At 45.3% G+C, this 17,323-nt stretch carries 11 protein-coding genes, 2 tRNA genes and 1 pseudogene; 9 read left to right on the top strand and 5 right to left on the bottom strand.

The annotated features are described in order from the left end of the window. Window positions 1–25 precede the first annotated feature (25 nt). Window positions 26–919 carry a LysR family transcriptional regulator gene (locus tag QZ942_RS08210; RefSeq protein ID WP_292994490.1) on the bottom strand — a complete coding sequence of 298 codons (894 nt, stop codon included), beginning with the start codon at window positions 917–919 and terminating at the stop codon, window positions 26–28. Between the two features lie 105 nt (window positions 920–1,024). Between QZ942_RS08210 and metE the strand changes: the two genes are divergently transcribed. The 3 genes and pseudogenes from metE to QZ942_RS08195 all read left to right on the top strand — a co-directional run. Then, a complete protein-coding gene (gene metE / locus QZ942_RS08205; RefSeq protein WP_292994488.1) occupies window positions 1,025–3,322 on the top strand; it encodes a 5-methyltetrahydropteroyltriglutamate--homocysteine S-methyltransferase in 2,298 nt (765 codons plus the stop codon). A 72-nt stretch (window positions 3,323–3,394) separates the two neighbouring features. After that, complete coding sequence (locus QZ942_RS08200) at window positions 3,395–4,141, top strand: CADD family putative folate metabolism protein (RefSeq protein ID WP_292994486.1); 747 nt, start codon at window positions 3,395–3,397, stop codon at window positions 4,139–4,141. Window positions 4,142–4,373: 232 nt separating this feature from the next. Beyond that, a pseudogene (locus tag QZ942_RS08195) lies at window positions 4,374–5,010 on the top strand (IS1595 family transposase); the annotation flags it as partial. Between the two features lie 175 nt (window positions 5,011–5,185). On the opposite strand, the gene QZ942_RS08190 reads toward QZ942_RS08195, so the two are convergent. The 3 genes from QZ942_RS08190 to gltX form a co-directional block, all read right to left on the bottom strand. After that, window positions 5,186–5,261: transfer RNA gene (locus QZ942_RS08190), tRNA-Glu, on the bottom strand. Window positions 5,262–5,303: 42 nt separating this feature from the next. Further along, window positions 5,304–5,379 (bottom strand) — tRNA-Ala (locus QZ942_RS08185). A gap of 53 nt (window positions 5,380–5,432) precedes the next feature. Then, on the bottom strand, window positions 5,433–6,824 hold the full coding sequence (gltX, locus tag QZ942_RS08180; RefSeq protein WP_292994542.1) for a glutamate--tRNA ligase: 1,392 nt from the start codon (window positions 6,822–6,824) through the stop codon (window positions 5,433–5,435). Window positions 6,825–7,025: 201 nt separating this feature from the next. Here gltX and QZ942_RS08175 point away from each other — a divergent pair, with 201 nt between their 5' ends. The 6 genes from QZ942_RS08175 to QZ942_RS08150 all read left to right on the top strand — a co-directional run bounded on the left by QZ942_RS08175 (window position 7,026) and on the right by QZ942_RS08150 (window position 15,875). Continuing rightward, window positions 7,026–8,612, top strand: coding sequence for an acyl-CoA ligase (AMP-forming), exosortase A system-associated (locus QZ942_RS08175; protein WP_292994484.1), 1,587 nt, complete (start codon window positions 7,026–7,028; stop codon window positions 8,610–8,612). After that, window positions 8,609–9,844, top strand: coding sequence for a pyridoxal-dependent decarboxylase, exosortase A system-associated (locus QZ942_RS08170; RefSeq protein WP_292994482.1), 1,236 nt, complete (start codon window positions 8,609–8,611; stop codon window positions 9,842–9,844). The genes QZ942_RS08175 and QZ942_RS08170 overlap by 4 nt, the downstream gene beginning before the upstream one ends. 443 nt (window positions 9,845–10,287) lie before the next feature. Then, window positions 10,288–11,055, top strand: coding sequence for a PEP-CTERM/exosortase system-associated acyltransferase (locus QZ942_RS08165; protein WP_292994480.1), 768 nt, complete (start codon window positions 10,288–10,290; stop codon window positions 11,053–11,055). 82 nt (window positions 11,056–11,137) lie between these two features. Next, the gene (locus tag QZ942_RS08160) at window positions 11,138–11,575 is read left to right on the top strand and encodes a hypothetical protein (protein ID WP_292994478.1); all 438 of its coding nucleotides are present in this window, start codon (window positions 11,138–11,140) and stop codon (window positions 11,573–11,575) included. 7 nt (window positions 11,576–11,582) lie between these two features. After that, window positions 11,583–12,947 (top strand): porin, encoded by a 1,365-nt coding sequence (locus QZ942_RS08155; protein ID WP_292994476.1) that lies wholly within the window; start codon window positions 11,583–11,585, stop codon window positions 12,945–12,947. Between the two features lie 12 nt (window positions 12,948–12,959). Further along, entirely contained in the window at window positions 12,960–15,875 is a 2,916-nt protein-coding gene (locus QZ942_RS08150) for an EAL domain-containing protein (protein WP_292994474.1), read from the top strand. Window positions 15,876–15,924: 49 nt separating this feature from the next. Here the strand turns inward: QZ942_RS08150 and QZ942_RS08145 are convergent, their stop codons facing one another. Next, the gene (locus QZ942_RS08145) at window positions 15,925–17,322 is read right to left on the bottom strand and encodes an MBL fold metallo-hydrolase (RefSeq protein ID WP_292994472.1); all 1,398 of its coding nucleotides are present in this window, start codon (window positions 17,320–17,322) and stop codon (window positions 15,925–15,927) included. Between the last annotated feature and the right edge of the window lies 1 nt (window position 17,323).

The raw sequence follows: 17,323 nt of genomic DNA, 5'->3' as shown, positions 1-17,323 counted from the left end.
TGTCGAGAAAATTATGAGTTTATACTTATGAATTTTCAGCAGTTTCTTGGCCAACGGCAATAAACTGCCGGATATAAGGAATCGTTTTATCCGGTTCCCGCATTGCTAAATAGAGTTTCTGATATAGCCCTTTCTTGCCTATACGGATTTTACTGAACCTGAGATCTTTATTTTTAATATCGGCCAGCCATTCAGGCAGTACGCAAACGCCGCGCTGAAGTGCGGTCATTTGTAGCATGATTTCCAATGATTCTATCTGTTTTAGTTTTGCCGGTTCCAGGTGAACGGGCGTCATAAAATGCGTCAGAATATCCAATCTTTCCAATGGTACTGGAAAAGTTAATAAGGTTTCTTTACTCAAAAGCTCGGGTGTGAGTTGTTTACTTTCTGCCAGAGGATGGCTGGCTGCAGCCAGCAAAACCAGTTGATACTCCGCCAGGATTTCATAGCCGATCTTTTCTTTTTTGACCAGATCGGGTGTGATCAAAACATCAATGTGATGGTTCAGTAATCCTTCCAATCCGGAAAACTGGAATTTTTGCACGATATCAATATCGATGCCGGGCATTTGTTGCATGTATTGGCCAATGACGCCGGTGAGCCATTCAAAACAGGGATAGCATTCCACGCCGATGCGCAAAATGCCTTGCCGGCCTTCGCTGTAGGCTTCGAGTGTTTTTTCCGCCTGTGATAATACCGGTAATACTTGATTGGCTACATCCAATAGCAGAGTGCCCGCTTGGGTCAGGCGCAAGCTGCGGCCTTCGCGTTCCCATAGCGCTACCCCTAACTTCTTTTCCAGATAGCTGATTTGATGCGATAAGGCCGGTTGGCTAAGGCATAGCGCATTGGCAGCTTCAGTGAGTGTGCCGTTTGCATGTAGTGCTTGAATGATTTTCAGGTGGCTGTGTTCGATCATCTATGAGGAAACCTTATTGGAATATTAAATCTTATCATTATTATTCATTATTCATTGTTCATACAATAGCCGAACTTTTATTATTCTATGAGTGGTGATTGAATCATGGCAACAACGCACAGTCTGGGGTTTCCGCGTATCGGTAGAAAGCGAGAGTTAAAATTTGCTTTAGAAAAATATTGGAAAGGTACAATTTCTGAACAAGCCTTATTAGAAATCGCAACCGATCTTAGAACGCAGCACTGGCAAAATCAAGCTGCGCTTGACTGGATTCCGGCTGGTGATTTTTCGTTATACGATCATGTTCTGGATACTAGTTTTATGCTGGGCAATATTCCAGCGCGCGTCAGTGGATTGCCGGGTAGTGCGATAGACAACTATTTTCGGATAGCCAGGGGACGTTCGGTCAGTGACGATTCTGCCAGTTCCTGTGTGAATGCCGGTGAAATGACAAAGTGGTTTGACACGAACTACCATTACATCGTACCCGAATTTGAGAAAAATACGCGTTTCTCACTGAATTCCAGTCATTTGCTTGAACAGATTCAGCAAGCCAGGCAAACCCATCATCAAGTCAAACCAGTCATTCTCGGTCCGGTTACTTATTTATGGTTGGGAAAATCCAAGGATGGTACCGATAAGCTTGATTTGTTGGATGATCTGTTAAATACCTACGCACAATTACTGCAAGAGTTAGAGAATTCAGGCATCGAGTGGGTGCAGATTGATGAACCCATATTGGTAATGGAACTGGCTGCGGAATGGAAACACGCCTTGAGAAAAACTTATTATCAGTTGCAGGCTACGCCCATCAATCTGTTATTAACGACGTACTTTGGGCAATTACAAGATAACTTGCAATTGGCCTGCGAATTGCCGGTTGATGGATTGCACCTGGATGCCATCACGGCCAAAGATGAAATTGCCAAGGTGATTGATTGGTTGCCGGCCCACAAAATCCTATCTTTAGGTGTTATCAACGGGCGTAATATCTGGAAAGCCGATTTATCGGCAATACTGGATTGGTTGGAACCTATCTCTGCGCGCTTGCAGAAGAGGCTCTGGCTTGCGCCATCCTGTTCGTTGTTGCATGTGCCCGTTGATCTGGATAATGAGCAGAGATTGGATGTGGATATTCAGTCTTGGCTGGCGTTTGCTGTGCAGAAGTTAAATGAAGTTGAAGTGCTGGCAAAAGCACTGAATCATGGCAGAGAAAGTGTTGCTGAGATCTTGCAGGAAAATTATGCGGCGATTACGAGCCGCAAGCAATCCAAACGCGTACATCAGGCAGCCGTAAAAACGCGTGCGCTTGAAATCAATGAGGCAATGGGTGCGCGTCAATCACCCTATCATCAACGCACAGTTGTGCAGCGGGAAAAATTTCAACTGCCGCTTTTCCCCACTACAACCATTGGATCTTTCCCGCAAACACAGGGGATTAGGCAAACTCGCCATGATTACCGCGAAAGCAAGTTAACAGAATCAGAATATCGTCAGGCGATGCAAAATGAAATTGCGCACTGCGTACAAGAGCAAGAAGCGCTAGGATTGGATGTTCTGGTGCATGGCGAACCCGAACGTAATGATATGGTGGAGTATTTTGGTGAACAGTTATCAGGCTATGCTTTTACTCAGTTTGGCTGGGTGCAATCGTACGGTTCACGCTGTGTCAAACCGCCGATTATTTTCGGTGATATCTCACAATCTCAGGCGATTACTACCGAATGGATTCAATACGCCCAATCATTAACCAAAAAGCCGATGAAAGGCATGTTAACCGGACCGGTAACCATGTTGAATTGGTCGTTTGTGCGTGATGATCAATCGCGTGAAGAAACCTGCGTGCAATTGGCGTTGGCGATACGTGATGAGGTACTTGCCTTGGAGAAAGCGGGTATCCGGATAATTCAGATTGACGAAGCCGCATTAAGAGAAGGGCTGCCGTTGAGAAAATCACAATGGAATACTTATCTTGACTGGGCCATCCGCGCATTCCGTATTACTGCGAATGGCGTTAAAGATGAAACGCAGATTCATACGCATATGTGCTACTCGGAATTCAATGACATTATGGAAGCCATTGCTCAAATGGATGCGGATGTGATTACGATTGAGACTTCGCGATCCGATATGGAATTGCTCGATGCATTTGATCAATTTCATTACCCCAACGAGATTGGCCCGGGCGTGTATGATATCCATTCACCCAATATACCTTCTGTCGAATCAATCATTCATTTGATGGAGAAAGCAGCGCAACGTATACCGGCTGAGCGTTTGTGGGTGAATCCTGATTGTGGATTGAAAACACGCGATTGGGAAGAAGTTAAACCGGCACTACGCAATATGATTGCTGCGAGCCGGTATTTATCCAGCCGTCTTAGCGCAACTCAGGTTAGCTAAATTTGACTTGCTGATGTTATTTAAGCGATGATATGCAGCATCTTTATCCACCTCGGTTTAAAAGGAGTAATCATGACGACCAATACCCTGCTCAAACAAAAAATTACAGCCATTATCGGTGAAAAGCACCTGCTCAAACATCCTTTCTATATCGCCTGGACAGAAGGCAAACTGACGAAAGAACAGTTGCGGCATTATGCAGAACAATATTTTTATAATGTTTTAGCTGAGCCAACCTATTTAAGTGCTGTGCACTTTAATACACCGCATATTCACTCCGAGTCAAACAGCGGTGATATCAGTGTGCGTCAGGAAGTATTAAAAAATTTAATCGACGAAGAACACGGCGAAAAGAATCACCCAGCATTATGGAAAAACTTTGCTTTTGCATTGGGTGCAAATGATAAGAGCTTAGCTAATGCAGCCGCATTACCTAATACCGAAAATCTTGTTTCCACATTCCGCGATATTTGTTTAAATCGTCCATTTTATGCAGGACTTGCTGCACTCCATGCATTTGAATCGCAAGTGCCTGATATTGCCGCAGTGAAAATTGATGGATTGGCTAAATTCTATGGCATGAAAAATCCTGAAGATTATGAGTTCTTCTCGGTACATCAAAAAGCCGATATTTATCATTCACAAGCTGAATGGGCAATCATTGAGCGCTTTGCCGATACCCCGGAAAAACAAGCCGAAGTACTGGCTGCTACCAAAGAAGCCTGTGACGCACTGTGGAGTTTCTTGGACGGCATCCATGAAACCTACTGTGCAAATCTGATATGTGATGAGCAAAAAACAGCGGCGACATTACATTAAGATTGTTTCTCAACTTGTTCGTACAGTGTGAGTCTATTCAGGGAACTAAGGGCCTAGAAAAACAGTTGGTCCCGAAGAGAAAAAGGTTATCCCCGCCGCTGTTTGTGGCGGGGATATGATTTGATCCACTTCTTATTCCTCGTTTTACGCTTCTGATTTTTTATTTCTTGCGTTGTAAGCAAAGCAAAGCAAAGCAAAGCGTAATCAGCGTTTTTAGCAATTTATCTGATCAGCCAAGACCGGCTTGTCGGCACTCGACCTTAAGCGGTAGCTGGGCGTGAGTTACCCCACGGCCTGGCTGATTCAGCAGAAGCTGATGCAGGCGATGGTCGAACGGGATGACAAGTACACGCTATGTGGTAATGTCCAGGCGGATGATGCTTACCTTGGCGGAGAATTGACTGTGGCGGCACAAGGCAGGCCGGGGTTCCGATACAAGGTGCCTTTTGTGGCAGCCATCTCGCTCAGTGCCGAAGGCCGTCCCCTGTATATTAAAATGGCACCGGTTCCTGGTTTTGCGCGCAAAGCGGTTTCCGACTGGGCTAACGCTAATCTCGCGCCAGATTGTATAGTCACTTCCGATGGATTGAGCTGTTTTGCCGGGGTTACTGATGCAGGCTGCCAGCACCGGGCAATCATCGCGGACGGTCGCAAGCCTAAGGATTTGCCAGAATTCAACTGGATCAATACGGTTTTTGGCAACCTCAAAACCAGCCTGGGTGACGCTTATCATGCATTCGATTTCGCCAAATACGGAACCCGTTACCTCGGTGCGTTTGTTTACCGTTTCAACCGGCGCTTCCGTTGAAGCGCTTCCTCTGCGTCTACTCGTCGTTGCAGCCACTGCCGGGCCTCGCCCGGCACGTTAGCTTCGGCAAGCTGAAGAATCTTTCTAATCAGGACTTGTTGAATATTTGATGTGACCATCCTTGTGACGGGAATTCGATAGACACAACTTCTCTAAAATGCCGAAATACTCCAACCCCATGTACTAAGCACAGATAAGAAAAAATTTTCTGAATTTCTACAAGTATCTGTTTTATTTGGCGTCCCCAACGAGATTCGAACTCGTGTTACCGCCGTGAAAGGGCGATGTCCTAGGCCTCTAGACGATGGGGACAAAGTTTTATGTCGCTATAGCGTCGTTCTATCAATGATGAACTGGTGGAGATAAGCGGGATCGAACCGCTGACCTCTTGCATGCCATGCAAGCGCTCTCCCAGCTGAGCTATACCCCCTGATCAAAGGAAGGGGGATTATACTGATGCCTTGATTCATTGTAAAGAAAAGATCAATCAGAAAAACTGCTCAGACGGCTATTCATGCGGGTGAGTGTTTCTTCACGACCAAGCAATTCCAATACCGCATCAATGGAAGGCGTATGCACTTCACCGGTCACCATAACCCGCAGTGGCATTGCAATTTTAGGCAATTTGACATCGTGGTTCTTGGCTGCTGTTTTAATTTCATGGTGAATTGATTCGCGTGTCCAATTTATATGGCTGAATTTTTCTATCAGACCGACTAAAATGGGTTTTGCTTCTGCAGTCAGATGTTGTGCTTTCAGTTCAGCGGTGGGTTCCAGCGGACGATAAAAATAAACTGCCGCATCCGCCAGTTCTTCGATGGTATTTACTCTTTCCTTCAACAAATCCACAATAAGCGCTAAATCTGGACCATCGGTAATATGGCATTCATCTTTTTCCAGAAAAGGAACGACCAATTCAGCCAAGCGCGCGTTATCAGTTTTTTTGAGATATTGCTGGTTGATCCAATGCAGTTTCTCCGGATTGAATTTGGCCGGGGAGCGGCTGATTGCTGATAAGTCAAACCACTCAACCAGTTGTTCGCGGCTGAATATTTCTTCATCGCCATGCGACCACCCGAGTCTTGCCAGATAGTTCAACAGGGCTTCCGGCAAATAACCGTCTTCACGGTATTGAATAACAGAGACAGCGCCGTGCCGTTTGGATAATCGCTCGCCATTGGCGCCCAGTATCATGGGGACATGCGCATATTCCGGCAGCGGTGCATTCAGTGCTTTGAGAATGTTAATTTGACGCGGCGTGTTGTTAACGTGATCATCGCCACGGATGACATGGCTGATATTCATATCCAGATCGTCAATCACCACACTGAAATTATAAGTCGGTACGCCGTCACCGCGTAACAACACCAAATCATCCAATTCATTATTTGCGACAGTGATGCGCCCCTTTATTTGATCATTAAATGCAACATGACCTTCCAATGGATTTTTGAATCGAAGCACCGGTTTGACACCAGCGGGCGGTGTTTTCTTTGAGTCACGCCAGCGACCGTCGTAGCGTGGTTTCAGGCCGGCGGCCAATTGCTGCTCACGCATTTCTTCCAATTCTTCTTTGCTCGCGTAGCAATGATAGGCTTGATTATTCTGTAATAATTGCTCGGCAATTTCATGGTAACGTGCTAAGCGCTGCATCTGATAGAACGGTCCTTCGTCATAATCCAATCCTAGCCATGCCATGCCATCCAGAATTGCCTGCATCGATTGCTGGGTTGAACGTTCCAGATCGGTGTCTTCAATTCGCAGAATAAATTTACCGCCATGTTTGCGTGCATAGGCCCAGGAAAAAAGAGCGGTGCGCGCGCCACCGATGTGGAGATAACCGGTCGGACTGGGTGCAAAACGTGTGCGTACCATCATAATTGTTGTGTCTACTGTTATGCTAAGTATGAGAAATCGATAGTTTACGCGATTCCACAAAGACGGTGTTTCTTTTGCTCGGGACTTTTGCCGGTATGATGCATGTTGATTACAGCTTGTAAGCTAAAGCCGATTATAATGTTAACAATCTAATCCAATTGATTTTTCCTACCTGGATAGTAATAATGCGTTTGATAAATGACTGACTTAATTCATGATCTGATTCTTAAATCTGCTGATCGAGCACCCGATGCTGAGGCATTGTTGTACCAAGATCAAATAATGGGTTATGCCATTCTGGCTGAAGAAATTGAGGCAAAATCCAGTGGTTTGCGTGCGCTGGGTTTAAGCCGTGGTGAACGTGTCGCCGTCTATCTTGAGAAGCGCTTAGAGGCAGTGATAGCATTATTTGCTGCCTCTGCGGCGAGTGGTGTATTTGTTCCAGTGAATCCAGTATTAAAACCTGAGCAGGTGGCTTACATTCTGACTGATTGTAATGTACGGATACTGGTTACTTCACTGGAGCGCTTGAAATTACTACGAGCCGTTTTGCCATCTTGTCACGATCTGCATACGGTTGTTGTGGTAGATGCTAAAGATCAGCTACCGGTTATTGCCGGTCTTCTTGTTGTCAGTTGGGGAGCGTTACAGGCCGCAAACCAGTCTCGCGCGATATTGCCCACGATCGATAGTGATATGGCGGCGATTCTCTATACTTCAGGCAGTACCGGGAAACCTAAGGGAGTTGTGCTTTCACACCGCAATCTGGTGGCTGGCGCAAAAAGTGTAACGCAGTATATAGGAAATCGGCGCGATGACCGGATTCTGACCGTATTGCCGCTGAGTTTCGATTATGGGTTGAGTCAACTCACTACTGCTTTTTATGCGGGTGCGGCAAATGTTTTAATGAATTATCTGTTGCCGCGTGACATTATTCATATCATCAAGGAACATCAGATAACTGGCCTTGCGGCGGTTCCACCATTGTGGATTCAACTGGCTCAGTTGAGTTGGGGGCGGGTGTCCCCGTTGCGCTATATCACCAATTCAGGTGGCACCATACCGCGCGCGGCACTGGACCAATTGCGCAATGCCTTGCCGGAAACAAAAATTTTCTTGATGTATGGCTTTACCGAAGCCTTTCGTTCAACTTATCTAGCTCCAGAGGAATTAGATCGGCGTCCAGATTCAATCGGCAAAGCGATACCGAATGCTGAAGTGCTGGTGTTGCGTGAAGATGGATCGCACTGTGTTCCGGGTGAACCCGGGGAATTGGTGCATCGCGGTGTCTTGGTCGCGATGGGTTACTGGAATGATGTGGAAAAGACGGCGCTGTGTTTTAAACCGGTTAAACCGCGTCAATCTGGTTTGCCGCTTGCGGAAATTGCGGCTTGGTCGGGCGACACCGTGCAAATGGATGAGGAAGGGTTTCTATACTTCATTGAGCGTCGCGATGAGATGATCAAAACCTCGGGTTACCGGGTCAGCCCGACGGAAGTGGAAGAGGTCATTTATGCCACAGAATGTGTGACAGAAGCCGCCGCCATCGGTGTTCCGCATCCGGTTCTGGGACAGGCAATTGTGGTGATTGTGACGGCACGAAAAGATACTCAGTTGAACATCGATAATTTGTTGGCAGCGTGCAAACAGTGTTTGCCTGCCTATATGCTGCCGGGTCATATTGAAGTGCATGAAGGGAGCTTGCCGCGTAATCCAAACGGTAAAATAGACCGTAAATTACTTTTTCAGGAAATGCAGCATCTATTTGCGAGAATCGATCAGTGAACAATTTACCTCCAGAACATGCACCACTCGTGCAATTTTCCGTGCAGGATAATTGCTTGCAAATAGGCGGCATTGCACTAACTCGGTTGGTGCAACGCGTAGGATCGACTCCATTCTATGCGTATGACCGGCAAAAAATAACAGAGCGGATTGCTTTGTTGCGGCAGCATTTGCCGGAAGAAATTTTGCTGCATTACGCGATGAAGGCAAATCCTATGCCTGCGGTGGTACAACATTTGGCGGGGTTGGTTGATGGAATGGATGTCGCTTCAGCGGGGGAAATGAAAACTGCATTGGATACAACGCTATCGCCTGAGAAAATCAGCTTTGCCGGACCGGGAAAAAAAGAGCATGAACTGCGCAGCGCTATCGCTGCCGGTGTCGTTCTCAATCTGGAATCCGAGCAGGAAATGGAATTGGTCGCGCAATTGGGCGAATATTTAGGCATTGTTCCAAATGTAGCCATTCGAGTGAATCCGGATTTTGAACTCAAATCTTCCGGAATGAAAATGAGCGGCGGTTCCAAACCATTTGGCGTAGATGCTGAACGTGTACCTGATATGCTGAACCGGCTGGGGTTACTCGGATTAAATTTTGTTGGTTTTCATATATTCAGCGGCTCACAGAATCTGAATGCAACAGCAATTCAGGAGATGCACACAAAAACTTTCCATCTGGGTATTCGGCTCGCAGAACATGCACCATCGCCCATGCAGTTGTTTAATATCGGTGGTGGCTTTGGTGTTCCATATTTCCCCGGGGATCGCGCGCTGAATATTGCTGCCATCGGTGAAAATTTGCAGCGCCTGATTCCGCGAGTTAAACAGCATTCTCCCGATACCCAGATTGCGATCGAATTAGGTCGATATATGGTGGCGGAAGCAGGGGCTTACGTTTGCCGGGTTTTAGAACGAAAGGTGTCGCGAGGGCAGATCTTTCTCGTGACGGATGGGGGTTTACATCATCATTTGGCTGCTTCCGGTAATTTTGGTCAGGTAATCCGCAAAAACTATCCTGTCATCATCGGAAATAAAGTTCAGGGAACTGAAAGGGAAGTTGTTTCTGTCGTGGGGCCGCTTTGCACACCGCTGGATCTGTTGGCCGATCAAATGCGAATGGCCAAAGCATCGGTTGGTGATCTGGTCGTTGTATTACAATCGGGTGCTTATGGTTTAACTGCTAGCCCGACAGCATTTCTTAGTCATCCTGCACCGATCGAAGTGCTGGTTTAACTTCGAATCAAACGCGAAACAAATTGTTTTATTTGCCTTAGCGTAAGATTAATCCATACCGTTAACCACATCAAAATTCATCGCATTGCATCGGTCTGTTGTTTATTGTGCACAGGCTCGCTTCTTTATTGTAATTCTTCCATTAAATGAAAAAGATCTGTTGAATATTCGCTTTAAATATACTTAAATGCTTGCTGCAATTAACATATATTACTTATTGAATGAGAAAGTATTTGTTTTATGAAATTGGAAATAGAAAATGCACTATAGTTCCCACGCTTATTCGATTATGACGTTGCGCGAATGCGGTTTACTATTTCTACTCATTTTATTGACTAGACAAATTTGCTATTACTAATTCTTAGTTGAATGACTAAAAATTAGTCTGAATGATTTTTGAATGTGAATATAGCCGACTACTTATAACTCAACTGGGTGATTCGATGACTGAATTGTATGAAAATTTTCATAAATTCTTTGAAATTATTGTAGCTGATACAGCCGAGTTGCTTGAAAATGTTTATAGAATCCGGTATCAAGTACTATGCGTAGAAAAACGTTTGCCCGGGTTTGAACCTGAGCATTGTCCTGACCAACAGGAAAAAGACGGTTATGACAGTCATTCATGCCATGTGCTTCTGCGCTATCGACCGACCGGAGATTTTATCGGCACAGTGCGGCTAATTCTGCCTGATTCGTCAAAACCTGAAAAACTATTGCCAGTTGAATTGTATGGTCAGACAGACCCGATGCTGTGTGACATCAAAGCACTGCCTCGTCTGCAAACTGCTGAAATTTCACGTTTCTTGGTTGTCAGCCAGTTTGACCGGCGTAAAGATGAACGGCGTCGAGAGGGGCGTCGGAAAGAGGTAACAGAGATTGACAGCGATAATAGAAGCGTGCAAGATCGTAGATCCACAGATCGCCGTTCTGCATTAAGTATTGGATTGGTGCTTATGTCGGGTGTGATGCGCATGTCAGTAAAATACAATATCCGGCATTGGCTGTCAGTTGCAGACCCTGCTTTGAATAAACTGATGGGTTTTTATGGTTTGAATTTTAATCCAATCGGGCCACCGGTAAATTATCACGGCATTCGTCGGCCTTATTACGTAAAAGTCGAGGATGCTCTCGATAAAATGTACAAAGAGCACCGTGATGCCTGGGAAGTCGTAACTGAGTGTGGCGCATATAACCTCAATTCACATTAGGTCATGGAATAATACTAAGTCTGGAATCTGTTTCTTGAATTTATTTCGTTTCTCTAAACAAATCCAATTACCAAGGCATTGTTTGTTAAGGATTAGAGCCTATTTGTTTTTTGCTCTGGCCGTATGTCTTTTCGGTATAGAAGCTGAAGCCAGGGCAAATGATCAATATGAAATTGTGACAAACCCAGGAGTGCACGAGAAAACACTCTCGGTCAACTCATTGCGCTCTATTTTCAGTATGCATTTGAAAACTTGGCCTGATGGAACCAAGATTAGAGTTTTTGTATTATCCGATGACGATCAATTGCATCAAAGCGTTTCAAAGGAAAAGTTAAACGTATTTCCTTACCAATTAAGATCTACCTGGGATCGATTAGTATTCTCAGGCACAGGTCAGGCGCCTATTAAAGTCAATTCCAGTGAAGAGATGCTTGCCAAGGTTGCCAGCACACCAGGCGCAATAGGTTATTTATGGAGAGCAAATATTAATGAAAATGTTAACGTGCTCGAGATTAAGTAGCCTTTTTGTGAGCGCGACCCGGAGAATAACCAGACGGTGGGTCTTGTTATTTCTTGCCGGGTGCTTTTCAGCGCATGCGCAAGAACCCAATCAGACACAGAAACAATCTGAATCTGGCAAGCCGCCCGTTTGGCTGCAAACATCAGAATTGCCCGCACAAGCTACCGAATCGGACAGTGCGAAGAAAAAACCCGGATTGGTGAAGACAGCGGTAAATTGGTTTCGAAGAACAGATCTTCCCGCCGATCTGCAGGTCCATGGATTCGCCAGTCAGGCTTATATTACAACCTCAGATAACGATGTTTTTGGGAATAGTGATAAAGGCGGCAGCTTTGGTTTTACAGAAGCCGGGCTTAACGCCTCTGTGCGGCCATTACCGAGATTGTTACTATCCGCGCAAGTGTTGTCACGCAGGGCAGGCGAGGGGAACACGGGTATGCCGCGTCTCGATTTTGGATTCCTGGACTATCGGATATACTCGCATGAAGTGAATCAATTTGGTATACGCGTCGGCAGATTGAAGAATCCATTTGGTTTCTATAATGAAACCCGGGATGTTGCGTTTACGCGCCCGAGTATCATGTTACCGCAATCAATTTATTTTGATCGCACACGTAATTTGGGGCTTTCGAGTGAATCTGTGCAGCTCTATAGCGATGCAGCAGTATTTAGTTTGGGTACGTTCTCTACTCAATTCGGTGTAACGTTGCCGATCGTGAGTGACAAGGATACGGAAAGTTCGTTGCTTGCAGGCTTACAGAGAGGGCAATTAAATCGGGAAGTTTCGTACATAGGCCGCGGAATTTTCGAAACGAATGACAAACGCCTTCGCTTGGGTATCAGCGGAATATGGTTAAATACCTCTTATGATCCCAATAGCAAATTAAATGACTCAATAGGTCCTGGCGGATTACAATTCACCCCCATCTTTCTTTCTGCTCAATATAACGCAGAACGCTGGACCCTGACCTCTGAATATGCGTTACGCCACTTTAAATATGATCAGAATTTTGGTGTTCGAAGTCCAGTAAACGGTTTGGATTTCTATGGCGAGAGCTACTACTTTCAGGGTGAGTATCGGTTTACTCCGAAATGGGAAGGAATTTTGCGATATGATGTTCTCTATACCGATAGAGCAGATCGGGATGGCAGTGATTTTGTTAAGCGCACTAACGGTGTAGGTGTTGCTCATAGTCGTTTTGCCAAAGATATCACGGTGGGATTACGTTGGAATGTTACGCCACAATTCATGCTGCGCGCTGAATATCATCATGTAAACGGAACCGGATGGCTATCAACATTGGATAATGTCAGGGGCAGCACACATCAGCATTGGGATCTCTTCGCGATTCAGGGTTCTTATCGTTTTTAAGCAGAAATTCTGATGGAAAATAATTCCGGGAATCAATTAGAAAAAGCATATCTTACTCCAAGTATTAAGGGGCGTAAGTTCCGCAGCTTGAGATGGAAAATCTCTTTGGGCAGCAGTTTAATACTGTTGGCCGTTGTGATGATGTTTTGCTTTATTAGTTATCTGGGTTTAATGGCCAATTTTGACAATCAGCGGGATGTCGAATACAGACGATATTCCAGAGAAATCAATAGCCTGATCAAGAATACTTCGCAGAATTTATATCAGTTGGCTGAAATGATTCCGTTTTTAGACGGAATGAAAAATGCTTTACTCAAAAGTGATGGCGAGGGTATTAGCAGAGCTTTCGATCAACACTGGGCATTGCTGCAATTTCATAATGGGGTTGAGTTTATCCATTTTTATAATCCGGGGAATCAACTGAATGCAAGCTGGGATAGTTTGGACACGAATATTGATGGCAATAGCCTGCTGCCGACTTGGGTAAGCCAGGTCAATCAGTCTGAACGGCCGATCAATCCGTTGCTTTGCAGGGAAAGCTGTATACAGTACATCGTTGCGCCGCTACTGGTAGAAGGGAAGAAAGCGGGCGTAGTGGTGATGGGAATTTCTTTAGCCGATGTATTTCTGGCCTTTAAACGGATAGCGGGCGCGGATATTGGTTTGTTCATTAAGGAACAGAATAATCTGTTGCTTAATAATGATTTCGATTTTTTGCGCTGGAATGTGCATATCCCAGCGCTTACCAACAAAGAAAGAAATCGGGAAATTCTCAATAAAACCGCGCAGATCTATCCGGATATGTCGTCACTCAATGAGGGTGTTCAGACTCGCTGGAATGATCAATATCAACAATTAAAATTATTCCCCCTCAATTCGTATGAACCCGGAAAGGCCCATTTGGTAGTGATTACCGATGTGACGGCTGCGGTGAATAATATTCATGATTCCATCTGGAAAATTGCATTAATCGGCTTGCTTGGACTTATCTTCTCTGAGATTTTATTATTCCTGATTTTCACCCGGCTACTTGCAAAACTAAAAGATGTCGCTTTTGTGCTCCCGCTTCTTGCCAGCGGACAATTTGAGAAATTTCGTCTGTCACTGACCTCGACAGATCGCGCGCAGCGTTTCAGGGATGAAGTGGATACATTGTCTGAAGCCGCCGTGTCCTTATCACTCCAACTGGAAAAACTAGAGCAAGAAGTATCTACCCGGACAATGATGCTGATTGAGCAGAAAAATGCGCTCAGTAAAGAAAGAGATTTTGTGGAGAATTTGCTGGATACGGCACAAGCCATAGTTCTGACACAGAATTCTGAAGGCGGGATCATTTCGTTAAATGCGTATGGAGAGATGTTGACTCGCTATACGGAGGGTGAGTTGCTGGGTAAATCTTTTCTAAATATCTTGATTCCGGAGTATGAATCGCAAGATCTGGTTTCGCGCTTTAAAGAGATACAAGCCGGACAAAGAATGCAATTACGTCATGAAGCCATTACTCACTGCAAAGATGGGACAACGCGTCATGTAGCTTGGCTACACTCACATCTGTCCTGGCAATCTGCGGATGATCCGTCGATTTTATCGGTGGGGCTGGATGTTACCGAATATAAGCGAGTTGAGGGCCATCTGGCTTGGCTGGCCGATCATGATCCTTTGACAAACATGTTTAACCGGCGCCGTTTTAGCGAAGAACTGGAGCAAGTATTAAGCCGTGCAGAACGCTATCAGCACCCAGGTGCTTTACTATTTTTTGATCTGGATCGCTTTAAATATATTAATGACACCAGCGGGCATCAGGCTGGGGATTCGTTGCTTAAAATGGTTGCGGGTATGTTGGCTCAGACCATTCGAACAGATGATATAACTGGCCGTTTGGGAGGGGATGAATTTGCTATTATCCTGCCGGAAATCAATGCCAGTGGCGCAATCGAAGTTGCCAAAAAAGTATTGGACCAACTGGGCCTGGCACAATTAACCATTAGCAATCGGACCCATAAAATTTCAGCCAGTATCGGTATTGCATTATTTCCTGAGCACGGTGCTAATATTCATGACTTGTTGGCTGCTGCAGATCTTGCCATGTATCAGGCGAAGGCGATGGGGCGGAATGCCTGGTACCTGTTTTCAGACAAAGACCGTAGCCGGGAGCGGATGCATACGCTGGTTTACTGGAAAGAGAAGATCGAATATTCCCATTTACATGATAATTTCGTGCTTTATTTACAACCGATTATGCATGTTAAATCGAAGCAAATTTCTCACTACGAGGTATTGTTGCGTATGCAGGAAAAAGATGGCTCAGTGCTATCGCCTGCGGACTTTATTCCTGCTGCAGAACATACCGGGTTAATTCACGCGATTGATCACATGGTATTACGGAAAGCCATTGCTCAGGTCGCTAAAATATATCAAGCCGGGTTCAAGGTTAGCTTTTCAATCAATTTATCCGCTCATGCATTTAATGACCCCGAACTATTGCCAATCCTGAAACAAGAATTGTTAACGCAAGACATGGACCCGTCATGTGTCATGTTTGAAATTACGGAAACTGCAGCGTTAGAAGATTTACCCGGTGCACGTGCGCTGATGATTGAAATTAGAGAACTGGGTTGTGGTTTTGTACTGGATGATTTTGGTGTTGGCTTTTCTTCTTTTTATTATTTAAGGGAATTGCCGGTTGATGTGGTTAAAATTGATGGTTCGTTTATACGCAATTTATCTGAAAGCAGTGATGATCTGATTTTGGTCAATGCTCTTTGTAGCGTAGCCAGAGGGTTTGGTAAGAAAATTACAGCAGAATTTGTCGAGAGCGCGGAAATACTTGCTTTGATAGAAAAAATGGATATTGATTATGCACAAGGGTATTACATCGGCAAGCCCGCACCGGCGGCTACGTTTTTTATGAAGTCAGATTCTGAGTAATGAATACAAGCAATTGCCAGTGAATCACTGAAGCCGGCAGTTTACAGGGCTAAAGCGTGACAACTGACAATTGTTCCGGAATGCGTGCCGTCCAATTGAGTTTCTGTTGAATCGCGGTAACCAAAGCAGAAGAATTGCTGAATTCACCATGTACGACAAAAATATTTTCGGGCATTTTCTGGAAGTGTCGCAACCAGTTAATTAAATCTGCCTGATCGGCATGCGCCGAGAGCCCGCCGATGGTATATATGATTGCCTTGACACGAACATCCTCACCAAAGATCCTGACTTTCCGGGCACCGTCTACTAATCGTCTTCCCAAAGTTCCTTCCGCCTGGAACCCGGTAATCAGTATACTGCATTCGGATCTGTCAAGATTGTATTTGAGATGATGTTTGATACGCCCGGCATCACACATACCACTGGCTGAAATAATGATGAGCCCATGTTTAATGTGATTAAGCTGCATGGATTCCTCAATATCCTGCACGAAATGTATTTGTGGTTTTCTCACATTCTTATTCATCCACTGCAGCGTGTCGGAAGTTTCTTTATCGAGCAATGCAATATGTTTGAGCGTGATTTCTGTCGCCGCTCGCGCCATCGGTGAATCAACATAAATATCCATTTCTCCCAGCTTACCTTGACGGTAGAGGTCAATCAGCAGAAACAGCAGATCCTGGGTACGGCCAACGGTGAAAGCGGGTATGATCACATTGCCGCCCTTATGGATAAGTGTATGGTTGATCGCATGAACCAATTCATCCAAGGTATCGGGCATATTTCGATGCAAGCGATTGCCATAGGTTGATTCGATCAGCAGAATATCTGCTTGTTGGATGAAAGTGGGGTCACGTACAATCGGGTGACCGGGTTGTCCCAAATCGCCCGAGAATACAATTTTCTTGAAATCAGCGTGTTTTTTGATCCATAGCTCAATAATGGATGATCCGAGGATGTGCCCGGCATCCCGGAAACAACAGCGTACGGATGGGTGGGGATTAATTTCTGTATCGTAATTCACACGGATTAATTGCTTGAGAAGCACTTCCGCTTGAGTGACGGTATATAACGGCGCAAGCTCCTGTGTTGATCGGCTGCGATGACGTGATTTATTGCGCCACTCAATTTCTTTTTCTTGAATATATGCGCTGTCCTTGAGCATGACCTGAAGTAAATCCGCAGTTGCTTCTGTGCAATAAACCGGGCCTCTGAACCCCCATGCGCTTAACCGCGGCAGTAGACCGGAATGGTCGATATGGGCATGGGTTAGTAATACAAAATCGATCGTTTTAGGGTCGAATTTAAAAGCAGTACGGTTTTTTCTGTCCGCCTCTCGGCCGCCTTGGAACATGCCGCAATCGACCAGGAATCGTATTGCTCCGGTTTCGATGAGATAACTGGATCCGGTCACTTCACCGGCTGCACCCAAGAAAGTAAGTTGCATC

Source organism: Nitrosomonas sp. (assembly GCF_021731985.1).
Lineage (GTDB): Bacteria > Pseudomonadota > Gammaproteobacteria > Burkholderiales > Nitrosomonadaceae > Nitrosomonas.
This window is presented reverse-complemented; position numbering and strand designations above follow the sequence as displayed.